Source organism: Rhodopila sp., assembly GCF_035548095.1.
Classification (GTDB): Bacteria; Pseudomonadota; Alphaproteobacteria; order Acetobacterales; family Acetobacteraceae; genus Rhodopila.
In genome coordinates this window covers 101,140-119,680 of the sequence record NZ_DASZUV010000032.1, presented here as the reverse complement: position 1 = coordinate 119,680, position 18,541 = coordinate 101,140, and the positions used below count along the sequence as shown (strand labels likewise).

Sequence of the window (18,541 nt, the reverse complement as noted above, 5' to 3'; positions counted from 1 at the left end):
ACCCGCCCTCACCGGACAGCGAGGCGCCGATATCGGCGACGATCACCTTGGCGCCATGCGCAGCCATCATGATCGCGATTTCCCGTCCGATCCCGCCGCCGGCGCCTGTGACGACCGCGACCTTTCCTTCCATCATGCCTGCCATGGGTTCCTCCTGTCTGGGGTGCGCGGGTGCTAGTAGACGCGCCAGTCAGACTTGTGAACCCGTGGGTTTCGGAAGGCAGCCATGGCTGACGGCGGATCGAAAGACGACGTACCGGGAGGCAACGCATCGGACCCGGCGGCGGCGAGCCGGATCATCGATCTGTATCGGCGGCATGGAACCGCCTGGGCCGCGGACCGCGGCACCCGGCTGGTCGAGCGGGCGTGGCTGGACCGGTTCCTCGCCATGGTGCCGGCGGGCGCCGAGGTGCTGGACCTTGGCTGCGGATCGGGGCAGCCGATCGCGCGTTATCTGCTCGACCAGGGCCGCCGCGTGACCGGCATCGACACCGCGGCGCCGCTGCTGGCGCTGGCCAGGGCGATGGCGCCGGCCTGTACGTGGATCGAAGCCGATATGCGGGGGCTGGCGCTAGGCCGCCGGTTCGGCGGCATTCTGGCGTGGGACAGCTTCTTTCATCTCGGCCACGACGATCAGCGGCGCATGTTCGCCGTGTTCGCCCGCCACGCCGCCGGCGGTGCGCCGCTGATGGTCACCAGCGGCCCGGCGCACGGTGTCGCGATCGGGCGGCTGTACGGCGAGCCGCTGTATCACGCCAGCCTGGACGCGGCGGAATACCGCCAGCTGCTGAGCGCGCATGGCTTCGTCCCGCTCGCGCACGTCGCCGAGGACCCGTCCTGCGCCGGGCACACGATTTGGCTGGCGCAGTACGGCAAGCACCCTTGACGCCCGAGTTGGCGTACGCCATCTGCAATCAGGACTGACAGAGTACGGTTACTCGCCACCTCCCATCCATCACCAGGGACGCTTGGTCACACGCCATGTTGAGGCTCTCGAAGCTCACCGACTATGCTGTCGTGGTTCTGGTGCGCCTTTCCGGCATGGAAGGCGTGCAGACCTCGCCCGGCATCGCCGCGGCCACCGGCATTCCCGAACCGACCGTCGCCAAGGTGCTGAAGATTCTTGCCGGCAGCAACCTTGTCAGCTCCCAGCGGGGCGCCCGCGGCGGCTACAGGCTGAACAGAAGGCTGGCGGACATCCCGGTTGCGGATGTCATCGCCGCGATCGACGGTCCCATCGCCCTGACGGCCTGCGTCGACGGATCGCTGACCGAATGCGAATCGATCTGCGTTTGCCCGATGCGCGGCCGCTGGGATCCGGTGAACAACGCGATCCAGGCCGCCCTGTCGTCGATCTCGCTGGCGGATATGCAGGACTCCGCCATTCCCGCATCCCTGCGGGTGCCGGCCGTCCGGCCGCCCGCCCGCTTCGCCCCACCCCCGATTCCGGCCGCAGAATAGGACGAACGGCATGCCCGCCGAGACTGAAACGCTTGAAACCGTCCAGGCCCTGACGCAGTCGGGGTATAAGTGGGGCTTCGAGACCAATGTGGAGATGGAGTTCGCCCCGAAAGGGCTGAATGAGGACATCATCCGCCTGATCTCCGCCCGCAAGGAGGAACCGGCCTGGATGCTGGACTGGCGGCTGAAGGCGTACGCCGCCTGGCAGACGATGCAGGAGCCGCACTGGGCACGCGTCGAGCATCCGCCGATCGATTATCAGGACATCTACTACTACGCCGCGCCGAAGAAGAAGGTCGGGCCGAAGTCGCTGGATGAGGTCGACCCGGAACTGCTGGCAACCTACGAGAAGCTGGGCATCCCGCTGAAGGAGCGCGCGATCCTGGCCGGCGTCGAGCCCGACGCCGAGGAATCCCGCCAGATCGCGGTCGACGCGGTGTTCGACAGCGTATCGGTCGCCACCACCTTCAAGAACACACTGAGCAAGGCGGGCGTGATCTTCTGCCCGATCAGCGAGGCGATCCGCGAGTATCCCGATCTGGTGCAGCGCTACCTGGGCAGCGTCGTTCCGGTGGCGGACAACTTCTTCGCGGCCCTGAACAGCGCCGTCTTCACCGATGGCAGCTTCGTCTACATCCCCAAGGGCGTCCGCTGCCCGATGGAGCTGTCGACCTATTTCCGTATCAATGCCCGCAACACGGGCCAGTTCGAACGCACGCTGATCATCGCCGATGAAGGCAGCTATGTCAGCTACCTGGAAGGCTGCACCGCGCCGCAGCGGGATGAGAACCAGCTGCATGCCGCGGTGGTGGAACTGATCGCCCTCGATGACGCGCAGATCAAATATTCCACCGTCCAGAACTGGTATCCGGGCGATGCGCAGGGCAAGGGCGGCATCTACAACTTCGTCACCAAGCGCGGCGAGTGCCGCGGCCCGCGGTCGAAGATTTCCTGGACGCAGGTGGAGACCGGGTCCGCCATCACGTGGAAGTATCCGTCCTGCGTGCTGAAGGGGGAGGACAGCGTCGGTGAGTTCTACTCGGTCGCGGTCACCAACAACCATCAACAGGCCGATACCGGCACGAAAATGATTCACATCGGCAAGGGATCGCGCAGCACCATCGTGTCGAAGGGCATCAGCGCCGGACATTCCAACAACACCTATCGCGGCCTGGTACGCATGCAGCCCACCGCTCGGCATGCCCGCAACTTCACCCAGTGTGATTCGCTGCTGATCGGCAACCAGTGCGGCGCGCATACCGTGCCCTATATCGAAAGCCGGAACCTGACGGCGAAGGTGGAACATGAAGCCACCACCTCGAAGATCGCCGAGGACCAGCTGTTCTACTGCCGCCAGCGCGGCCTGTCGGAAGAAGACGCGGTCGGGCTGATCGTGAACGGCTTCTGCAAGGACGTGCTGAAGGAATTGCCGATGGAGTTCGCCGTGGAGGCACAGAAACTGCTCGCCGTGTCGCTGGAAGGATCCGTAGGGTAACGATCATGCTGGAGATTCGCGGACTGACCGCCAGCGTCGGCGGCAACGACATCCTGAAGGGCATCGACCTGACCGTTCCGGACGGCGAGATTCACGCCATCATGGGGCCGAACGGCTCCGGCAAGTCCACCCTCGGCTATGTGCTCGCCGGCCGCGAGGACTATGAGGTCACCGGCGGATCGGCCAGCTTCAACGGCATCGACCTGCTGGCGATGGAACCCGAGGAACGCGCCGCCGCCGGTGTCTTCCTGGCCTTCCAGGCACCGGTCGAGCTGCCGGGCGTGAACAACGCCAATTTCCTGCGCACCGCCGTCAACGCGATACGCCGGGCGCAAGGGGAGGAGGAGCTGGACGCGGTGCAGTTCCTGAAGCTGGCGCGGGCCGAGACGAAGCGTCTGCACATGCCGGACGACATGCTGAAGCGGAACGTCAATGTGGGCTTTTCGGGCGGCGAGAAGAAGCGCAACGAGGTGCTGCAGATGGCGCTGCTGAAGCCGAGGCTGGCGATCCTGGACGAGACCGACAGCGGCCTGGACATCGACGCGCTGAAGATCGTCGCCGACGGCGTGAACGCGCTGCGCGGACCGGGCTTTTCGGCCCTGGTGATCACCCATCACCAGCGCCTGCTGGACCACCTGGTGCCGCACCGCGTGCACGTGCTGTCGAAGGGCCGCATCATCCGCTCCGGCGGGCCGGACCTGGCGAAGGAGCTGGAAAAGAGCGGCTATGCCAGCCTGATCGCGGAGGCGGCGTGAGCTTCCTGGACCGATACGGCACGCTGGTCGGCAAGCTGCCGGGCGATTCCGCCCTGCGCGCCGCGGCCGCCGACGCCTTCAGGGCGGTCGGCCTGCCCGGCGCGCGGTCCGGCCGCCGCAGCGAGGCGTGGAAATACACCAGCCTGCGGCCGGTGGCTGAGACGAAGTTCCGCACCGCCGCGCCACGGCACCCGGCGGAACCGATCCTGGCTGGATTGCCGCGGTTGGATGCGCCGCGCCTGCTGTTCGTCGACGGCACGCTGTCGGATATGAGCCAGGCTGAGCCGCACGTGGACGTGGCATGCTTCTCCGACCAGCCGGATTTCGGCACGCTGACCTGGCCGGACCGCGAACCGCTGGTGGCGCTGAACACGATGCTGGCCGAGGACGGAGCGTCCCTGCACGTACCCGCCAACCAGGATGGCGGCACCATCCAGCTGGTTCACATCGCCACCACCGATGCCGACCTGCACCCGCGGCACAGCATCCGGCTGGATCCTGGCGCCATGCTGACCCTGGTGGAGATCTCCGCCGGCGCCGGCCCCTATCTGCTGAACACGGTGATGGAGATCCATGTCGCCGACGGCGCGCATCTGACCCATGTCCGGCTGCAGGACGAGTCGCTGGCCGCCTTCCACGTCTCGACCACCTATGCCGATATCGGCACCGACGCCACCTATGACAGCTTCACGCTGAACATCGGCGCCCGCCTGTCGCGCACCGAGGTCCATGCGAACCTGGCCGGCGAACGCGCCACCGCGCATCTGAACGCGGCGCAGCTTCTGGCCGGCACCCAGCATGCCGACTTCACCTCCGTCGTCGGACATCTGGCGCCGAACGGCACGTCTCGCCAGACGGTGAAGAACGTGCTCTCCGGCCGGTCGCGCGGGGTGTTCCAGGGCCGTATCGAGGTCGCCCGCGCGGCGCAGAAGACCGATGGCTACCAGATGAACCAGGCGCTGCTGCTATCGCCCGACGCCGAGGTCGATTCCAAGCCGGAGCTGGAGATCTTCGCCGATGACGTGAAGTGCAGCCACGGTGCCACGGTCGGGGAGCTGGACGCCGAGCAGCTGTTCTACCTGCGCAGCCGCGGCGTGGCGGAGGCCGATGCCCGCGCCATCCTGGTCCGTGCCTTCCTGTCGGAAGCGCTGGATGCCATCACGAACGAAACCATCCGTGACCGGCTGGAGACCGTGGTGGACGACTGGTGGCGGAGGCACCCCGCAACATGACCGCTCACACGATGACCAAGCCCATGCCGACCAAGCCCATGCTGTTCGACGTCAAGCGCATCCGCCAGGACTTCCCGATCCTGTCGCAGACGGTCCGCGGCAAGCCGCTGGTGTTCCTGGACAGCGCCGCATCCGCCCAGAAGCCGCGCGCGGTGATCGAGGCCATGGCGCACGCGATGGAGACGCAATACGCCAACGTCCATCGCGGCCTGCACTGGATGAGCGAGCGGACCACCGAGGCGTATGAATCCTGCCGCGATGCCGTCGCCGCGCTGATGAACGCGCGCGACCGGTCCGAGGTGGTGTTCACCAACAGCATCACCGGCTCCATCAACCTGCTGGCCCACAGCTTCGGCCGCGGCATCATGAGGCCGGGCCAGGCTGTGCTGATCTCGGGCATGGAGCATCATTCCAACATCGTGCCCTGGCAGCTCGCCCGCGACAGCCATGGGATCGAGCTGCGCGTGGCGCCGATCACCGATGCCGGCGAGCTGGACATGGCGGCGTTCGAGGATCTGCTGCGGGACGGCAAGGTCGCCCTGGTGGCGATCACCCACATGTCGAACGTGCTGGGCACGGTCACGCCGGCGGAACGGATCGTCCAGGTCGCGCATGCGCATGGCGCCAAGGTGATGTTCGACGGCGCCCAGGCGATCGTGCATCGCAAGGTGGACGTGCAGGCGCTGGACTGCGACTTCTACTGCTGGACCGGCCACAAGCTGTACGGCCCGACCGGTATCGGCGTGCTGTGGGGGCGCAAGGAGCTGCTGGAACAGATGCCTCCCTTCATGGGTGGCGGCGACATGATTTCATCCGTGACCTATGAGAAGTCCACCTGGGCCCAGGTGCCGCACAAGTTCGAGGCCGGCACGCCGGCCATCCTGGAAGGCATCGGCCTGAAGGCGGCCATCGATTACGTGCAGGCGATCGGCTATGACGCCATGGCGGCGCATGAAGCGGCACTGACCGAGCACGCGCTGGCGCGGCTGGCGTCGATCCAGGGTGTCACCGTGATCGGGCATGCGCAGGACCGCGGCGGTGTCGTCTCCTTCACTGTCGATGGCGCGCATGCGCATGATGTGGCGACCCTGCTGGACCGCCAGGGCATCGCCGTCCGCGCCGGCCATCACTGCGCGGAACCGCTGATGCACCGGCTGGGGCTGGACAGCACGGCCAGGGCGAGCTTCGGCGTCTATACGACGCATGAGGAAGTCGATGCGCTGGCGGCGGGACTGGAACGGGTACGGACTTTCTTCCAATGAACCAGGCTGACGATTTCGCTGACCTGTATCAGCAGGTGATCCTGGACCACGGACGCCACCCGCGTCATGGCAAGCGGCTGGAACACTTCAATGCCACCGCCAAGGGCGACAACCCGATGTGCGGCGACCGGGTGCAGGTCTGGATCAGCCTGAACGGCGACACCATCGACGATGTGGGATTCGAGGCTCGGGGCTGCGCGATCAGCGTTGCTTCCGCCGATCTGATGGCGGCGTCGGTGAAGGGCCGCGGGCGGGCGGACACGAAGGCGCTGTTCGAGGCATTCCGAGAAATGGTGAAGACCGGAACCTGCCCGCACTGCGGCGCGGACCTCGCGCAGCCGCTACAGGACCTGGCACCGCTATCGGGCGTTCACGAATATCCATCCCGTGTGAAATGCGCCACCTTGCCGTGGCACGCACTGATCGCCGCCCTGGACGGGGCCAAGGAGGCAAGCAGTGAATGACACCACACCACCGACCGTCTGGACTCCCGATGGCGAGAAGCCGGCCTCGGCCGAACCCGCGCGCCCGACCGAGGAGGCGCTGATCGAAGCGATCGCCACGGTGTTCGATCCGGAAATCCCGGTGAATATCTATGAACTCGGCCTGATCTACGCGATCGAGATCAACGAGGGCGGCGCCGTGAAGGTGGAAATGACCTTGACCGCCCCAGCCTGCCCCAGCGCGCAGGAACTCCCCGAGCAGGTGGAGCAGGCGGTGCTGGGCGTGCCCGGCGTCACCTCCTGCACGGTCGAGACCGTCTGGGATCCGCCCTGGGACCCGTCCCGCATGTCCGAGGAAGCTCGGCTGCAGTTGAACATGTTCTGATCGATACCGACATAGGGTTGACCATGAGCACGACGACCACCGCGCCCCGCAAGATCCGTGAGTTGCCGCCGTTGATGACGCTGACAGACGCGGCCGCCGACCGCCTGCGCTCGCTCTACGGCAAGGGCGAGCAAGGCAAGCTGCTGCGCATCGGCGTGAAGACCAAGGGCTGCTCCGGCCTGTCCTATGACATGAGCTGGACGGACGCGCCCGAACCGTCCGATGAGGTGGTGAAGGACAAGGGCCTGACCGTCCTGGTGGACCGCAAGGCATCACTGTTCCTGATCGGCACGGTGATGGACTACGAGGTGAAGAACCTGACCTCGGGCTTCACCTTCACCAACCCCAACGAAAAAGGCCGCTGCGGCTGCGGGGAAAGTTTTCACGTCTGAGAACCTGTCCCTGCGTGGATGCCGTCCGCCCCCTTGCCGAGATTGTCGACCACGCCCATCGCGATCACCAGGTTGCGCGCCGGATCGACCGCATAGCTGACGAATGCGAGGTTGGAGCCGGTCGCCCATTTGGTCTGCGGCGGCTTGTCATTCCGGCACCATTCCGAGGCCGGCTGCGGGCCGTTCCCGGCTGCGCGGTCAGAACGGGCGGACGATCTCTACGCCGCGCCAGCTGAATCCGGGCTGCATGTCCTCGGACAGCAGAAGGCGGCTTCCCGACTGCGCGGCGGCGGCCAGCATGATGGAATCCCACAGCGACAGCTGGTGACGTGTCGCGATATCCATCGCCTCGAACAGCAAGGGTGCCGTCGTCTCCACCACCAGGGCGGCGTCATGCCATGCCAGCACGGCTTTGCGCGCCTCGGCCGCCGGCCAGCGTGCCTTGCGGGTCAGCACCGTGAACAGCTCCGCCAGCGCCTGGGCCGGAATGACGAGGTCTGCCTCCGCATACGCGTCCAGCGCGGTCCGAGCGCGGGCGGCACGCTCCGGGCCGTTCATGCCTTCGGCGTAGACCAGGATGTTCGTGTCGAGCGCGACGCGCACGGCGTCACCGGTCGTACAGGTCGTCCCGCGTCCAGGGTCCGATATCCGTGGCGGGCACCTGCGAACGCAGCCGCCGCATCAGCGCCGCGCGTGCCTTGGCGCGGCCGGCGATCGCTTCGTCGGCGGGCACGATCCGCGCCACCGGCTTGCCATGCACGGTGACGACGAAGGACGCTCCTTCCCGCACGTCGCGCAGGAGATGGGAGAAACTGCGATTGGCCTCAGCGGCGGTGACGGACTGGTCCATGGTGTGCGATCGGGGAACGATGAGTAGTGATATGCACTACTTATCCGCATGTCTGCCGAAATTCAAGAGTTTCGGGACATGCGCAGCTTGCCATATCGGTGTCATGGGGTCGTCCCTGGACTCTTAGGCGACGTCAGGGGCTTGCGCCCGCCAAGTACCACGAGCCCGGCGGCCAGCACGTCCAACACCGCGGCGGATAGCAGCGGGAGGCCATAACCGCCCGAGGCATCATGCAGCAAGCCATAGAAGCCAGGTCCCATCGCTGCGACCAACTGAATCCCGGTGGACGCGACGCCGTAGACAGCACCGAACGAGGCGGCGCCAAACTCACGGCGCACAATAATTGGCGAGAGTATGGTTACGTTGCCGACGGTCAGCCCGTAGGCCATGCTGGCCCCGACCAGCACTGCAGGGACCGGAAACAGCGCTAGCGCGCCCAGTGCCGCGGCGGCCAGCAACAGTACCGCCGCGGTGGCATTGCGGGCATTGATCCGATCAGCAAAGCGGGCGAGCCCCAGGCGGCCGACAAGCGCGGCAGCTGCGGTGGTGGAGACGACGGCGGCCGCACCCGGCGCGCTAAGGGAGGAAGTGATGAGCGCGACCTGTTGCGTTAGGAAGCCGATTTGCACCATCATGCCAATGCCAAAGCTTGCCACGACGCTGCCCAGTGCGGCGGTGCGCAGGGCCTTGAGCCGCTTCCAGCAGTGATGCGTCCCGGCCGCGCTGGCTGTGGCGTGCGAGGGCGCCCCGTCAGGCAGCAGGCCCATATCCTGCGGACGCCGCCGTAGGACGAACCAGGCAAGCGGCAACAAGGCCACAACCGTTAAGACGCTGGCCGCCATCGTTGTTGCCAGAAAGCTAATCCGCGCAATGCCGAGAACCAGGACCGGCGGCCCGATCATGCCGCCGATGCTTGCCCCGAGTGAGGCGATCGAAACAGCGCGACCGTAGTGTCTGTCAAACCAGGGCGCGAGCGTGGCGGTGATTGCGGTCATGGACAAGCAGGACCAACCGACGCCCATGACGACAAACGCCGTGTAGACCTGCCATGGCTGGCTCGCCTGCCCAATCCCGGCCACACCGGCAGCGAGGGCAAGTGCACCCAACCCTACCACTGGCCTGGGCCCGAAGCGGCTAACCCCTACGCCCACCGAAGTAAGCAGGAGCGCACTGACCACATAGAACACCGTGATCCCGCCAGAAACCAAGCCGACGGACCAGCCCATGACAGCGGTGACCGTGTGTAGATAGACGCCCGCGCCATAAAGGCCGAACCCATTGGCGACGGTGCCCGACACCAGGCAAGCGGCCACGATCCACCAGCCGTAAAAGAGGCAGGGGCGCATCGCTCTGTCCGCCACAGTGCCGGCCACCCTTGCGCGACTGAAGGACATGGTCACCCTCAAAAAGAATATGGTGACCATGCTACCGCGAGGTTGCGCAGGGATGTTACGGTCCCGACCAAAGCCTCAGCCTGGCGGGCTGGATTAGGATGGCGGCGCAATGTCACACACAAAAGGGCCGATCCGTCACGGTCAGCACAGCCACCTTCGCTGAAACCGCGATTCTTGTTGGCGACCCGGCGCGCGCCAATATGCTTGCCGCCTGATGGATGGGCGGGCGCTGACCACGACCGAATTGGCCAGGGCGGCCTCGGTCGCGCCGCAAACGGCAAGCGGACATCTCGCCCGCCTTACAGCTACCGGACTGCTCATGGTCGAGAGACAGGGACGGCACCGCTACCACCGTCTGACCTCGCCTGAGGTGGCGCGAATGCTGGAGGGAATCATGGCGATGGCCGAAGCGGGCGCGGCGGCACCGGGCGCGTGTTCTGCCGTCCCTGTCTGGACTGGAGCGAGCGCCGCCCACACGTGGCCGGGGCGGTTGGGGCGGCGCTGTGACTGCTGCTTCACCCTGGGCTGGGTGCAGCGGATGAAGGACACTCTTCGTTCAACGGCTGAAAATCAGGCATGTGGTGGTGCCATGCGCCAAGAGGCGACCTTGCGCGTCTGTGACCCGCCCCTCAGACGTACCGATGCGCCGCCCGCAATTCAGGACGGTACCCTCTGCTCGCACCAAGCCGGTTTCGACCATGATCGGTCGCACAAAAGAGATTTTGAATTCCAGAGTCGTGGAACCGAACCCTTTCTCCAAGGTGGATCGGATCGCCAACCCCATGCAGGTGTCCAATAGCGCGGTCGCAAAGGCACCATGCACGGTGCCTTCCGGGTTCAGGTGTTCGCCGGTTGGATGCGCAACGACAACGATATGCCCGTTGTCCGCCTCCACGATATCGTAGCCCAAGGTTCGAGCCATTGTGTTGAGCGGAAGCGAGCCATCGACAAAACCGCAGACAAGCTCGAAGCCGCTGAGTCTTGCTCGATCCGCAGCATTCACTACGCCGTACTGCTTTACACCCGGAGTTGCGTTCATGACGCCTCCCTGCCGTGCCGCCGGCAAATAAGAAGTTGCAACGAATGCGTGTCGTCCGGCTGTTCAGGAGTCCTGCGGCGGACCTCCCTGTCGGGCGCGGCGGCACTTTAGCCCCGTTGGCGCACGCGATGTTACGGCGCCGGCCGTAGCATCTCTTGCCGGTGATGCGCTCACCGCACGCCGCGATGGGTTGGAAAAGGAATCCTGCGCCATCATCCAAAAGGTCACTTTCGACCAACCAGCGACGGTTAGATGTTCTTTTCCATGAACAAGCTGATAGGTGACGGCTGATAGGGGGAGAATGGTTCGCGATCCGTGAATCCCGCCCTTCGATAAAGGGATCGGGCTTCCGTGTTTCTGACACCCACTTCGAGCAAAATTACATCGGCACCAAGCCGCTGCGCTTTGGCTTCGACAGCTCGCATCAAGGCCATCCCCACACCTTGCCCGCGCGCTTCCACGTCGACGATCATGCGCTTCAGCTCGACTTCGCCTGCTCCGCGTTCGAAGACAGCGCAAAGTCCGACCGCCTTGCCAACGATACGTGCCACCAGGAGGTGGGTATCTGGCTTTGCCAGGCTTTCCGGAGTGATCGGACGCCGATATTCGCCCGGATAAAGCCGGGGTGCCACCAGGTCTGACTGGCGGAGAAGAGTCGCAACCTCATCTTGCAGCGGGCTTTCCGCTCTGACGTCCACGGCTTCAGTCATTACCATACCGTAGCAGAAGGCCGACGATAGTGAACGGCTTGGCGCGCAGAACATCCGCTTCCCGTCAAACGCGGACGGTATGGATATCAGGCCTTCTCGAACACCGGCAGCGTCAGATCCCCCGTCACCGCCTCGAAACCCAGCTTCACCGGCAGGCCGACGCGCAGGGCGTCTTCGGACAGGCCGCGCGCCTGGGCGTTCATCCGCACACCTTCCGGCAGGTCGACGGTCAGCAGGATATAGGGCAGGTCACCCTTCCAGCCCGGATGGAAGGCGTAATGCGTGATCGTCCAGCTATGCACGGTACCCGTGCCGGCCGCGTCGATCCAGTCGGTGTTCATCGACCAGCAGGCATCGCACATCGGCCGCGGATAATGCCGCACCTTGCCGCAATCGGCGCAGCGCTGCAGCCGCAGCCGGCCTTCCTTCAGCCCGTCCCAATAGGGTTGCGTATCCGGCGTCGGCGCCGGCACCAGCTTGTCGTAATCCATCTCAGCCCCGCCGCATGATGGCGACCGAACCGTCGCCCATGTCGCCATAGCCGGTCACCAGCCCGATCTCGGCACCGGACACCTGTGCCTCGGCCTCGCCGCGCAACTGCCGGGTCAGTTCCACGATGTGATTCATGCCGGCCATGTGCGCCTGCGACAGCAGCCCGCCATGCGTGTTCACCGGCAGCCGCCCGTTCAGGCCCAGCGCCCCGTTCTCGACGAACGCGCCGCCCTCGCCCTTCTTGCAGAAGCCCAGGTCCTCCAGCTGGCACATCACGATATAGGTGAAGCAGTCGTACACCTCGGCCACATCGATCTCGTCATGCGTCACGCCCGCCATGGCGAAGGCTTTCGGGGCCGCCTTGGCCAGGCCCAGCGTGGTCAGGTCCGGGCGCTGGGTGATGGCGGATGGCGAATCCGGGTGTCCCTCGGCCACGCCCATCACCATCACCGGCGGCTTGCGCAGGTCCCGCGCGCGATCCGGGGCGCTGATCACCACGGCGGCGCCGCCGTCGCTTTCCAGCGAACAATCCAGCAGGCGCAGCGGATCCGAGATCATGCGCGAATTCTGGTGATCCTCGATGGTGATCGGCCGCTGCATCGTCGCGTTCGATTGCAGCATCGCGTGCTGCCGCGTGGTCACCGCGATCTCGGCCAGCTGGCGGGAGGTGGTGCCATAGAGTTCCATGTGCCGCCGTGCCATCGGGGCATAGAGCTGGGCGGGGGCGATGGCGCCCGACGGCATCTCGAACTCGCCGATCAGCTTGAACTGCGGCATCTGCTGCACCCGCGCGCCGATGCGCCCGCCCGAATAGCCGGTGCGGCCGAGCGAGAGGAGGACATGGTTGCAGATTCCAGCATCGATGACGGCGAGCGCGCATTGGATGGAGGCCACGGCCGAAGCCCCGCCCATCGGCGTGGTGGCGGAAAAGCGCAGGTCCTTGATGCCGAAATTGGTGATGAAGTCCTCGGCCACCGCGCCATGGCCGTAGGGGATCAGCCCGTCGATGTCCGACGGCTTCAACCCGGCGTCGCGGACCGCGTTCAATGACGCTTCAAGCTGGAAGGACAGCGCGGTGCGATCGGTTCCGCGCAGATATTTGGTTTCCCCGACACCGGTGACGGCGCCGGCTTCGCGCAGCGACATGGGATGCCTCCCGTTTCCTGGACACCCGCAGGTTCCGCCACCGCCGCCGCTCCGTCAATCGCACGTCCCCAAAGGCGCATCCAGGGGTGCACGTCCAGGGGCATGGAGCCGGCCGGCGCCATCCAGCGCCGGACACGACCGCCGTAACAGGCGAATCGCCCAATAATGCGGCACTCGTGCCATTTCCCGTCGAAGACGCAAGAAATCCGGCCAGGGAATCGCGAAACTGCCTTTTTGCGTGGCAGGGTTGAGAGACTGGCGGGGCTGCTCATGCTGCACTGCGATAAAATGGGAAAGCCGCCGGCATCGCGACCGGCACGGCAAATTTCCACCACCGTGCCAAGGATCAAGGGCCGCGATGCAGACCCAGGATGAAGGACCCGTGTTCAGCCACCAGCAGATCCTGCGGGTGTTGAGCGGCATCCTGCTGTGCATCTTCCTCGCGGCGATCGACCAGACGGTGGTGATCCCCGCGGTGCCGGCCATCGCCGCCGATCTGAACGGGTTCAGCCATCTCGCCTGGATCGTGTCGGCCTATCTGCTGACCTCCACGGCGGCGACACCGATCTACGGGAAGCTGTCCGACACCTATGGACGGCGCAAGCTGCTGCTGGTGGCGCTGGCGATTTTTGGCGCCACCTCCGCGCTGTGCGCCATGGCCGCCAGCCTCGGGCAGCTCGTCATGGCCCGCGCGCTGCAGGGCATCGGCGGGGCGGGGCTGATGGCAATGGCACAGGCGGCGATCGCCGACGTGGTCAGCCCGCGGGAGCGTGGACGCTATCAGGGCTATATGGCCTCGACCTGGGGCCTGGCATCGGTGGCGGGGCCGGTGATCGGCGGCTGGGTGACGGAAACCCTGTCCTGGCGCTGGATCTTCTGGATCAACCTGCCGATCGCGTTGGTGGCGATGGTGCTCTGCGACCGGGCGCTGCGGCTGCTGCAGCCGCGCGTCGGCAAGGTGCGGATCGACTGGGCGGGCGCGCTGCTGCTGATGGCGGCGATCAGTTCCCTGCTGCTGGTCCTGAGCTGGGGCGGGGTGGAGATGCCGTGGACATCGCCGCCGATCCTGGGCCTCACCGCCGCGGCCGGCGTGTTGCTGGCGCTGCTGACGATGCAGGAGAGACGGTTTGACGATCCGCTGCTGCCGCCGCGCCTGTTCGCCAACGCGGTGTTCGTGCGCGGGGTCGCGATCGCGTTCTGCGGCGCGCTGGCGCTGTTCGGCGGCAGTTTCCTGCTGCCGCTGTATTTCCAGTTGGTGAAGGGAGCCGACGCGGCGATCTCGGGCGCCCTGCTGGCTCCCTTCCTCGGTGCGAACTGCATCGGCGCCATCATCGCCGGACGGCTCGCTCGGCGGCACGGCAAGATGAAGGCGATCATGCTGGCCGGGCTCGCCGGATGCCTGCTGGGCTTCGCGCTGCTGAGCCTGGTGACCGCCGGGACAGCTCGTTTCGTTCTCGTGATCTATCAGACCGTCCTGGGCATGTCGCTGGGACTGGTGATGCCCAGCAGCCTGGTGACGGTGCAGAACGCGGCCGAGCGGCGGGATATCGGCGCGGCGACGGGCTGCCTGCTGTTCCTGCGCTCGATGGGTGGCGCATTCGGCAGCACGATGGTCGGCGCGCTGCTGGCCAGCGGTTTTGCCTCCCACCTGGTGGCGCTGGGGATCACGGCGCATATCGATCTGGGCGAGGTGCGGCAGCATGGCGGCGCGCTGGCGGACATTCCCGCCGCCATGATCCCGCAAGTGCATATCGCGCTGGCGAATGCCTTCCACCTGGCGTTCCTGGCCTGCGCGGTGGTGATGGCGGTGGCATTGGTGATTGCGGTGGGGATGCGGGATTTGCCGCTACGGACAGCATCGGCGCATGAGCCGTCGGCGGAGCCGGCCCCGCTGGCGCATTGAAGCGCGGGCCGGCGGCGGATCGTCCGCTTTGATATGATACCATCTGGCGGCGACGCCGGCCCTGCTGATAGCCGCGCCGCGCGTCTTGCCACGGCACCCGATCGTTCCGGTACCGCCGCCATGGCCCCCGCCATGATTCGATCGCGGAAACCGCTTCGCACAGTCCGCGGGTCTTCAGCTTCCTTCGTGCGGCATTGCAACTTTGCCGCCGGGCGCCGCGGGCCAGTGGTCGAACGGCAGGCGGGCGGCGCTTCCCTCTTCGCGCATCTGCAACTCATTCTCATCGTTACGCTTTGGTCTTGACGTGCCCGCCCGGGCGGCCACATTGCGCGGCATGCGCAATTTCTCAGACCTGACGGAACGCGAAATACTCGCACTCGCGATCGCCAACGAGGAAGAGGATGGCCGCATCTACCTGGACATCGCCGAGGGCCTGCGAGACGAGTACCCAGCCAGCGCCAGGCTGTTTTCGGAAATGGCCACGGCGGAATCGGACCATCGCCACCGCCTGCTGGAGATTTACCGCGCCAAGTTCGGCGAGCACATCCCGCTGATCCGCCGCCAGGACGTGCGCGGCTTCATCCATCACAAGCCGGTCTGGCAGATGGCGCCGCTGAACCTGGACGCCGTGCGCGACCTTGCCGAAAGCATGGAGGCGGAAACCCAGAGCTTCTATCGCAAGGCCGCCGCACGCAGCCAGGACGTGACGATCCGCACCTTGCTGGGCGATCTGGCGGATGCCGAGGCCGAGCACGAACAGAAGGCGGATCAGTTACGCGCGGAGAATCTTCCCGACAATATCCGGCGGCGGGAGGACCAGCATGCCCGCCAGGCCTTCGTGCTGCGCTTCATCCAGCCGGGGCTGGCCGGGCTGATGGACGGATCGGTGTCCACCCTGGCGCCGGTCTTCGCCGCCGCGTTCGCCACCGGCAATACGTGGGAGGCATTCGTGGTCGGGCTGGCCGCGTCGGTGGGCGCCGGCATCTCCATGGGCTTCGCCGAGGCGCTGTCGGACAATGGCAGCCTGACCGGCCGCGGCGCGCCGCTCATCCGCGGCGGCATCTGCGGCCTGATGACGACGGCCGGCGGCATCGGCCACACGCTGCCGTTCCTGATCCCGTATTTCTGGACCGCGCTGACGGTCGCGATCGCCGTCGTGGTGGTGGAACTGGCGGTGATTTCCTGGGTGCGCTGGCGCTACATGGACACGCCGCCGCTGATCGCCACGCTGCAGGTGGCGTTCGGCGGCGCGCTGGTGTTCGGCGTGGGGATTCTGATCGGCAGCAGTTGACGCGGGGCACCCCGGGCACCCCCTCCGTGGGGCATCCCACCGCGCGCATCCCCTGGTGCATCCCCTGGGGGCAATCCCCTTGGGGCGGTCCCCTGGGGCAAGTCCCCTGGGGACATCCTCCCGGGCCACCCCACGGTCATCCCGGCACCGTCCCGGACGGGAATGGCCGTGCCTTCGGAACGAGGGCCCTACTTCGCGCGCCGCACCGCGGCGGCCAGTTCCCGGACCTGCGCCAGCACCGTCTCCACCGCGCCCGGCTTCGCCTTGCCATGCGCATCCAGATGCGACGCCAGCGTGTCGATCAGCGCCGAGGCGACGACCGCCGCATCGGCGATGCGGGCCGCGGTGCCGGCCTGTTCCGGCGTGCGCACCCCGAACCCGACCGCGATCGGCAGGTTCGATACCTTGCGGATGCGGGGGATCGCCTGCTGCAGCTGCTCCATCGACGCGGTGCGGGTGCCGGTGATGCCGGTGATGCTGACATAGTAGATGAAGCCGGAACTGCCGTTCAGCACATGCGGCAGCCGGTCGTCGTCGGTGGTGGGTGCCACCAGCCGGATGAAATCCAGTCCGTTGGCGTTGCTGAACGGCAGCAGCAGGTCGGACTCCTCGGTCGGCAGGTCGACGATGATCAGCCCATCGACGCCCGACGCCGCCGCGTCGGCACAGAATTTTTCCGGCCCGTAGGACAGGATCGGGTTCAGGTAGCCCATCAGCACGATCGGGGTGGTGCCGTCCTGCTGGCGGAACGCGCGCACCATGGCCAGCACGTGCCGCACCTTCACGCCGGCCGCCAGGCCGCGTTTGCCGGCGGCCTGGACGGTCGGACCGTCGGCCATCGGGTCGGTGAAGGGCATGCCGATCTCGATCAGGTCGGCCCCCGCCTCCGGCATCCCGCGCAGCAGCGCCATCGAGGTCGCCTGATCCGGGTCCCACGCCTCGACGAACGAGATCAGCGCGCCGCGCCCTTCCTGTTTCAGCGCGGCGAATTTGGCGGCGATCCGGCTCACAGCTGCACACCCAGATGCCGGGCGACGGCAAAGATGTCCTTGTCGCCCCGGCCACAGAGATTCATCACGATGATCTGGTCCTTGCCCATCGTGGGGGCCAGCTTCGTCACATGCGCCAGCGCGTGCGCCGGCTCCAGCGCAGGGATGATCCCCTCGGTCCTGGTGCAGAGCTGGAAGGCGGCCAGCGCCTCCTTGTCGGTGGCGGAGACGTATTCCACGCGGCCGATATCGTGCAGCCAGGCATGTTCCGGCCCGATGCCGGGATAGTCAAGGCCGGCGCTGATGCTGTGCGCCTCGATGATCTGGCCGTCATCGTCCTGCAGCAGGTAGGTGCGGTTGCCGTGCAGCACGCCGGGACGGCCGCCGGTCAGGGAGGCCGCATGCTCCCCGGTCTCGATCCCGTGGCCGCCGGCCTCGACGCCGATCAGGCGGACGGCGGCGTCGTCCAGGAACGGATGGAACAGGCCCATGGCATTGGAGCCGCCGCCGATGCAGGCCACCGCCGCGTCCGGCAGCCGGCCCTCGGCGTCCATGATCTGCTGCCTTGCCTCCTCGCCGATCACCGACTGAAAGTCGCGCACCATGGCCGGATACGGGTGCGGGCCGGCGACGGTGCCGATCAGATAGTAGGTGTCCTGGACGTTGGCGACCCAGTCGCGCATCGCCTCGTTCATCGCGTCCTTCAGCGTGCCGGCGCCCGAGGTGACCGGCTTCACCTCGGCGCCCAGCAGCTTCATGCGGAACACGTTCGGCGCCTGCCGTTCCACATCCGTCGCACCCATGTAGACGGTGCAGGGCAGGCCGAACAGCGCACACATGGTGGCGGTGGCGACGCCGTGCTGACCGGCGCCCGTCTCGGCGATGATGCGGGTCTTGCCCATGCGGCGGGCCAGCAGGATCTGGCCCATGCAGTTGTTCGCCTTGTGGCTGCCGGTGTGGTTCAGCTCATCGCGCTTGAAGTAGATTTTCGCGCCGCCCAGGTGCCGGGTGAGACGTTCGGCGAACCATAGCGGGCTGGGACGACCGACATAATGCGTCAGGTGATGCCGCAGATCCGCCTGGAATGCGTGGTCGGCCTTGGCCTCGTTATAGGCGCGCTCGACTTCCAGGATGAGCGGCATGAGGGTTTCCGCGACGAAGCGGCCGCCGTATTCGCCGAAGCGGCCACGGTCGGTTGGACCGGTGCGCAGGCTGTTGATGCCGGAAACACTGCTCAAAAAACGGACCCTCCTTGCAGGCTGGGCTTCTAGGCGGTGTACGGCGCGACCGCAACCATCGCAT

Annotated in this window: 22 protein-coding genes; 11 read left to right on the top strand and 11 right to left on the bottom strand. The window is 66.4% G+C overall.

What is annotated here, in order from left to right:
• On the bottom strand, nt 1–133 hold a 133-nt coding region (locus tag VHC04_RS23000; protein WP_325685084.1), incomplete at its 3' end, for an SDR family NAD(P)-dependent oxidoreductase.
• Between the two features lie 93 nt (nt 134–226).
• Here VHC04_RS23000 and VHC04_RS22995 point away from each other — a divergent pair.
• From VHC04_RS22995 to VHC04_RS22955, 9 genes are all read left to right on the top strand, one after another.
• Nucleotides 227–886: a class I SAM-dependent methyltransferase gene (locus VHC04_RS22995; protein WP_325685082.1), complete on the top strand. Its 660-nt coding sequence runs from the start codon at nt 227–229 to the stop codon at nt 884–886.
• 95 nt (nt 887–981) lie between these two features.
• The gene (locus VHC04_RS22990) at nt 982–1,461 is read left to right on the top strand and encodes an SUF system Fe-S cluster assembly regulator (RefSeq protein ID WP_325685081.1); all 480 of its coding nucleotides are present in this window, start codon (nt 982–984) and stop codon (nt 1,459–1,461) included.
• 10 nt (nt 1,462–1,471) lie between these two features.
• A complete protein-coding gene (sufB, locus tag VHC04_RS22985) occupies nt 1,472–2,956 on the top strand; it encodes a Fe-S cluster assembly protein SufB (protein ID WP_325685080.1) in 1,485 nt (494 codons plus the stop codon).
• 5 nt (nt 2,957–2,961) lie between these two features.
• Nucleotides 2,962–3,711, top strand: a complete 750-nt coding sequence (sufC, locus tag VHC04_RS22980) for a Fe-S cluster assembly ATPase SufC (RefSeq protein WP_325685079.1) — start codon at nt 2,962–2,964, stop codon at nt 3,709–3,711.
• Nucleotides 3,708–4,943, top strand: a complete 1,236-nt coding sequence (gene sufD, locus VHC04_RS22975; RefSeq protein ID WP_325685078.1) for a Fe-S cluster assembly protein SufD — start codon at nt 3,708–3,710, stop codon at nt 4,941–4,943. Before sufC ends, sufD begins: the two co-directional genes overlap by 4 nt.
• An 11-nt stretch (nt 4,944–4,954) precedes the next feature.
• Nucleotides 4,955–6,205 carry an aminotransferase class V-fold PLP-dependent enzyme gene (locus VHC04_RS22970; RefSeq protein WP_408903853.1) on the top strand — a complete coding sequence of 417 codons (1,251 nt, stop codon included), beginning with the start codon at nt 4,955–4,957 and terminating at the stop codon, nt 6,203–6,205.
• Nucleotides 6,202–6,669: a Fe-S cluster assembly sulfur transfer protein SufU gene (gene sufU / locus VHC04_RS22965; RefSeq protein WP_325685076.1), complete on the top strand. Its 468-nt coding sequence runs from the start codon at nt 6,202–6,204 to the stop codon at nt 6,667–6,669. Before VHC04_RS22970 ends, sufU begins: the two co-directional genes overlap by 4 nt.
• Nucleotides 6,662–7,033, top strand: coding sequence for an SUF system Fe-S cluster assembly protein (locus tag VHC04_RS22960; protein WP_325685075.1), 372 nt, complete (start codon nt 6,662–6,664; stop codon nt 7,031–7,033). Before sufU ends, VHC04_RS22960 begins: the two co-directional genes overlap by 8 nt.
• Before the next feature lie 23 nt (nt 7,034–7,056).
• The gene (locus VHC04_RS22955; protein WP_325685074.1) at nt 7,057–7,425 is read left to right on the top strand and encodes a HesB/IscA family protein; all 369 of its coding nucleotides are present in this window, start codon (nt 7,057–7,059) and stop codon (nt 7,423–7,425) included.
• Nucleotides 7,426–7,623: 198 nt separating this feature from the next.
• On the opposite strand, the gene VHC04_RS22950 is transcribed toward VHC04_RS22955, so the two are convergent.
• From VHC04_RS22950 to VHC04_RS22920, 7 genes are all read right to left on the bottom strand, one after another.
• Nucleotides 7,624–8,028 (bottom strand): PIN domain-containing protein, encoded by a 405-nt coding sequence (locus VHC04_RS22950; protein ID WP_325685073.1) that lies wholly within the window; start codon nt 8,026–8,028, stop codon nt 7,624–7,626.
• 4 nt (nt 8,029–8,032) lie between these two features.
• Nucleotides 8,033–8,275 (bottom strand): type II toxin-antitoxin system Phd/YefM family antitoxin, encoded by a 243-nt coding sequence (locus tag VHC04_RS22945; protein WP_325685072.1) that lies wholly within the window; start codon nt 8,273–8,275, stop codon nt 8,033–8,035.
• A gap of 101 nt (nt 8,276–8,376) precedes the next feature.
• On the bottom strand, nt 8,377–9,699 hold the full coding sequence (locus VHC04_RS22940) for an MFS transporter (RefSeq protein WP_325685071.1): 1,323 nt from the start codon (nt 9,697–9,699) through the stop codon (nt 8,377–8,379).
• 526 nt (nt 9,700–10,225) lie between these two features.
• Nucleotides 10,226–10,708, bottom strand: a complete 483-nt coding sequence (locus VHC04_RS22935) for a PaaI family thioesterase (protein ID WP_325685070.1) — start codon at nt 10,706–10,708, stop codon at nt 10,226–10,228.
• A gap of 248 nt (nt 10,709–10,956) precedes the next feature.
• Entirely contained in the window at nt 10,957–11,418 is a 462-nt protein-coding gene (locus VHC04_RS22930) for a GNAT family N-acetyltransferase (protein WP_325685069.1), read from the bottom strand.
• 86 nt (nt 11,419–11,504) lie between these two features.
• Entirely contained in the window at nt 11,505–11,909 is a 405-nt protein-coding gene (locus VHC04_RS22925; RefSeq protein ID WP_325685068.1) for a Zn-ribbon domain-containing OB-fold protein, read from the bottom strand.
• A gap of 1 nt (nt 11,910) precedes the next feature.
• Nucleotides 11,911–13,056, bottom strand: coding sequence for a thiolase C-terminal domain-containing protein (locus VHC04_RS22920; protein ID WP_325685067.1), 1,146 nt, complete (start codon nt 13,054–13,056; stop codon nt 11,911–11,913).
• A 358-nt stretch (nt 13,057–13,414) separates the two neighbouring features.
• Here VHC04_RS22920 and VHC04_RS22915 point away from each other — a divergent pair, with 358 nt between their 5' ends.
• Nucleotides 13,415–14,959: an MDR family MFS transporter gene (locus VHC04_RS22915; RefSeq protein WP_325685066.1), complete on the top strand. Its 1,545-nt coding sequence runs from the start codon at nt 13,415–13,417 to the stop codon at nt 14,957–14,959.
• A gap of 174 nt (nt 14,960–15,133) precedes the next feature.
• Here VHC04_RS22915 and VHC04_RS22910 read toward each other — a convergent pair whose 3' ends face one another.
• Nucleotides 15,134–15,295: a hypothetical protein gene (locus tag VHC04_RS22910; protein ID WP_325685065.1), complete on the bottom strand. Its 162-nt coding sequence runs from the start codon at nt 15,293–15,295 to the stop codon at nt 15,134–15,136.
• On the opposite strand from VHC04_RS22910, the gene mbfA reads away from it, so the two are divergent.
• A complete protein-coding gene (mbfA, locus tag VHC04_RS22905) occupies nt 15,294–16,250 on the top strand; it encodes an iron exporter MbfA (RefSeq protein WP_325685064.1) in 957 nt (318 codons plus the stop codon). The two genes, VHC04_RS22910 and mbfA, sit on opposite strands and share 2 nt — an antisense overlap.
• A gap of 188 nt (nt 16,251–16,438) precedes the next feature.
• Here the strand turns inward: mbfA and trpA are convergent, their stop codons facing one another.
• Together trpA and trpB are read right to left on the bottom strand one after the other, a co-directional pair.
• Nucleotides 16,439–17,260 (bottom strand): tryptophan synthase subunit alpha, encoded by an 822-nt coding sequence (gene trpA / locus VHC04_RS22900; RefSeq protein ID WP_325685063.1) that lies wholly within the window; start codon nt 17,258–17,260, stop codon nt 16,439–16,441.
• Nucleotides 17,257–18,477, bottom strand: coding sequence for a tryptophan synthase subunit beta (gene trpB, locus VHC04_RS22895; protein WP_325685062.1), 1,221 nt, complete (start codon nt 18,475–18,477; stop codon nt 17,257–17,259). The genes trpA and trpB overlap by 4 nt, the downstream gene beginning before the upstream one ends.
• Nucleotides 18,478–18,541 lie beyond the last annotated feature (64 nt).

Bases quoted from the DNA above. Each gene is read 5' to 3' on its own strand.
- sufU (WP_325685076.1), top strand. From the start codon at position 6,202: ATGAACCAGGCTGACGATTTCGCTGACCTGTATCAGCAGGTGATCCTG.
- VHC04_RS22935 (WP_325685070.1), bottom strand. From the start codon at position 10,708: ATGAACGCAACTCCGGGTGTAAAGCAGTACGGCGTAGTGAATGCTGCG.
- VHC04_RS22990 (WP_325685081.1), top strand. From the start codon at position 982: ATGTTGAGGCTCTCGAAGCTCACCGACTATGCTGTCGTGGTTCTGGTG.
- sufB (WP_325685080.1), top strand. From the start codon at position 1,472: ATGCCCGCCGAGACTGAAACGCTTGAAACCGTCCAGGCCCTGACGCAG.
- VHC04_RS22970 (WP_408903853.1), top strand. From the start codon at position 4,955: ATGACCAAGCCCATGCCGACCAAGCCCATGCTGTTCGACGTCAAGCGC.
- sufC (WP_325685079.1), top strand. From the start codon at position 2,962: ATGCTGGAGATTCGCGGACTGACCGCCAGCGTCGGCGGCAACGACATC.
- VHC04_RS22925 (WP_325685068.1), bottom strand. From the start codon at position 11,909: ATGGATTACGACAAGCTGGTGCCGGCGCCGACGCCGGATACGCAACCC.
- VHC04_RS22940 (WP_325685071.1), bottom strand. From the start codon at position 9,699: ATGGTCACCATATTCTTTTTGAGGGTGACCATGTCCTTCAGTCGCGCA.
- VHC04_RS22955 (WP_325685074.1), top strand. From the start codon at position 7,057: ATGAGCACGACGACCACCGCGCCCCGCAAGATCCGTGAGTTGCCGCCG.
- VHC04_RS22930 (WP_325685069.1), bottom strand. From the start codon at position 11,418: ATGACTGAAGCCGTGGACGTCAGAGCGGAAAGCCCGCTGCAAGATGAG.
- VHC04_RS22995 (WP_325685082.1), top strand. From the start codon at position 227: ATGGCTGACGGCGGATCGAAAGACGACGTACCGGGAGGCAACGCATCG.
- VHC04_RS22915 (WP_325685066.1), top strand. From the start codon at position 13,415: ATGCAGACCCAGGATGAAGGACCCGTGTTCAGCCACCAGCAGATCCTG.
- VHC04_RS22945 (WP_325685072.1), bottom strand. From the start codon at position 8,275: ATGGACCAGTCCGTCACCGCCGCTGAGGCCAATCGCAGTTTCTCCCAT.
- VHC04_RS22920 (WP_325685067.1), bottom strand. From the start codon at position 13,056: ATGTCGCTGCGCGAAGCCGGCGCCGTCACCGGTGTCGGGGAAACCAAA.
- mbfA (WP_325685064.1), top strand. From the start codon at position 15,294: ATGCGCAATTTCTCAGACCTGACGGAACGCGAAATACTCGCACTCGCG.
- VHC04_RS22910 (WP_325685065.1), bottom strand. From the start codon at position 15,295: ATGCCGCGCAATGTGGCCGCCCGGGCGGGCACGTCAAGACCAAAGCGT.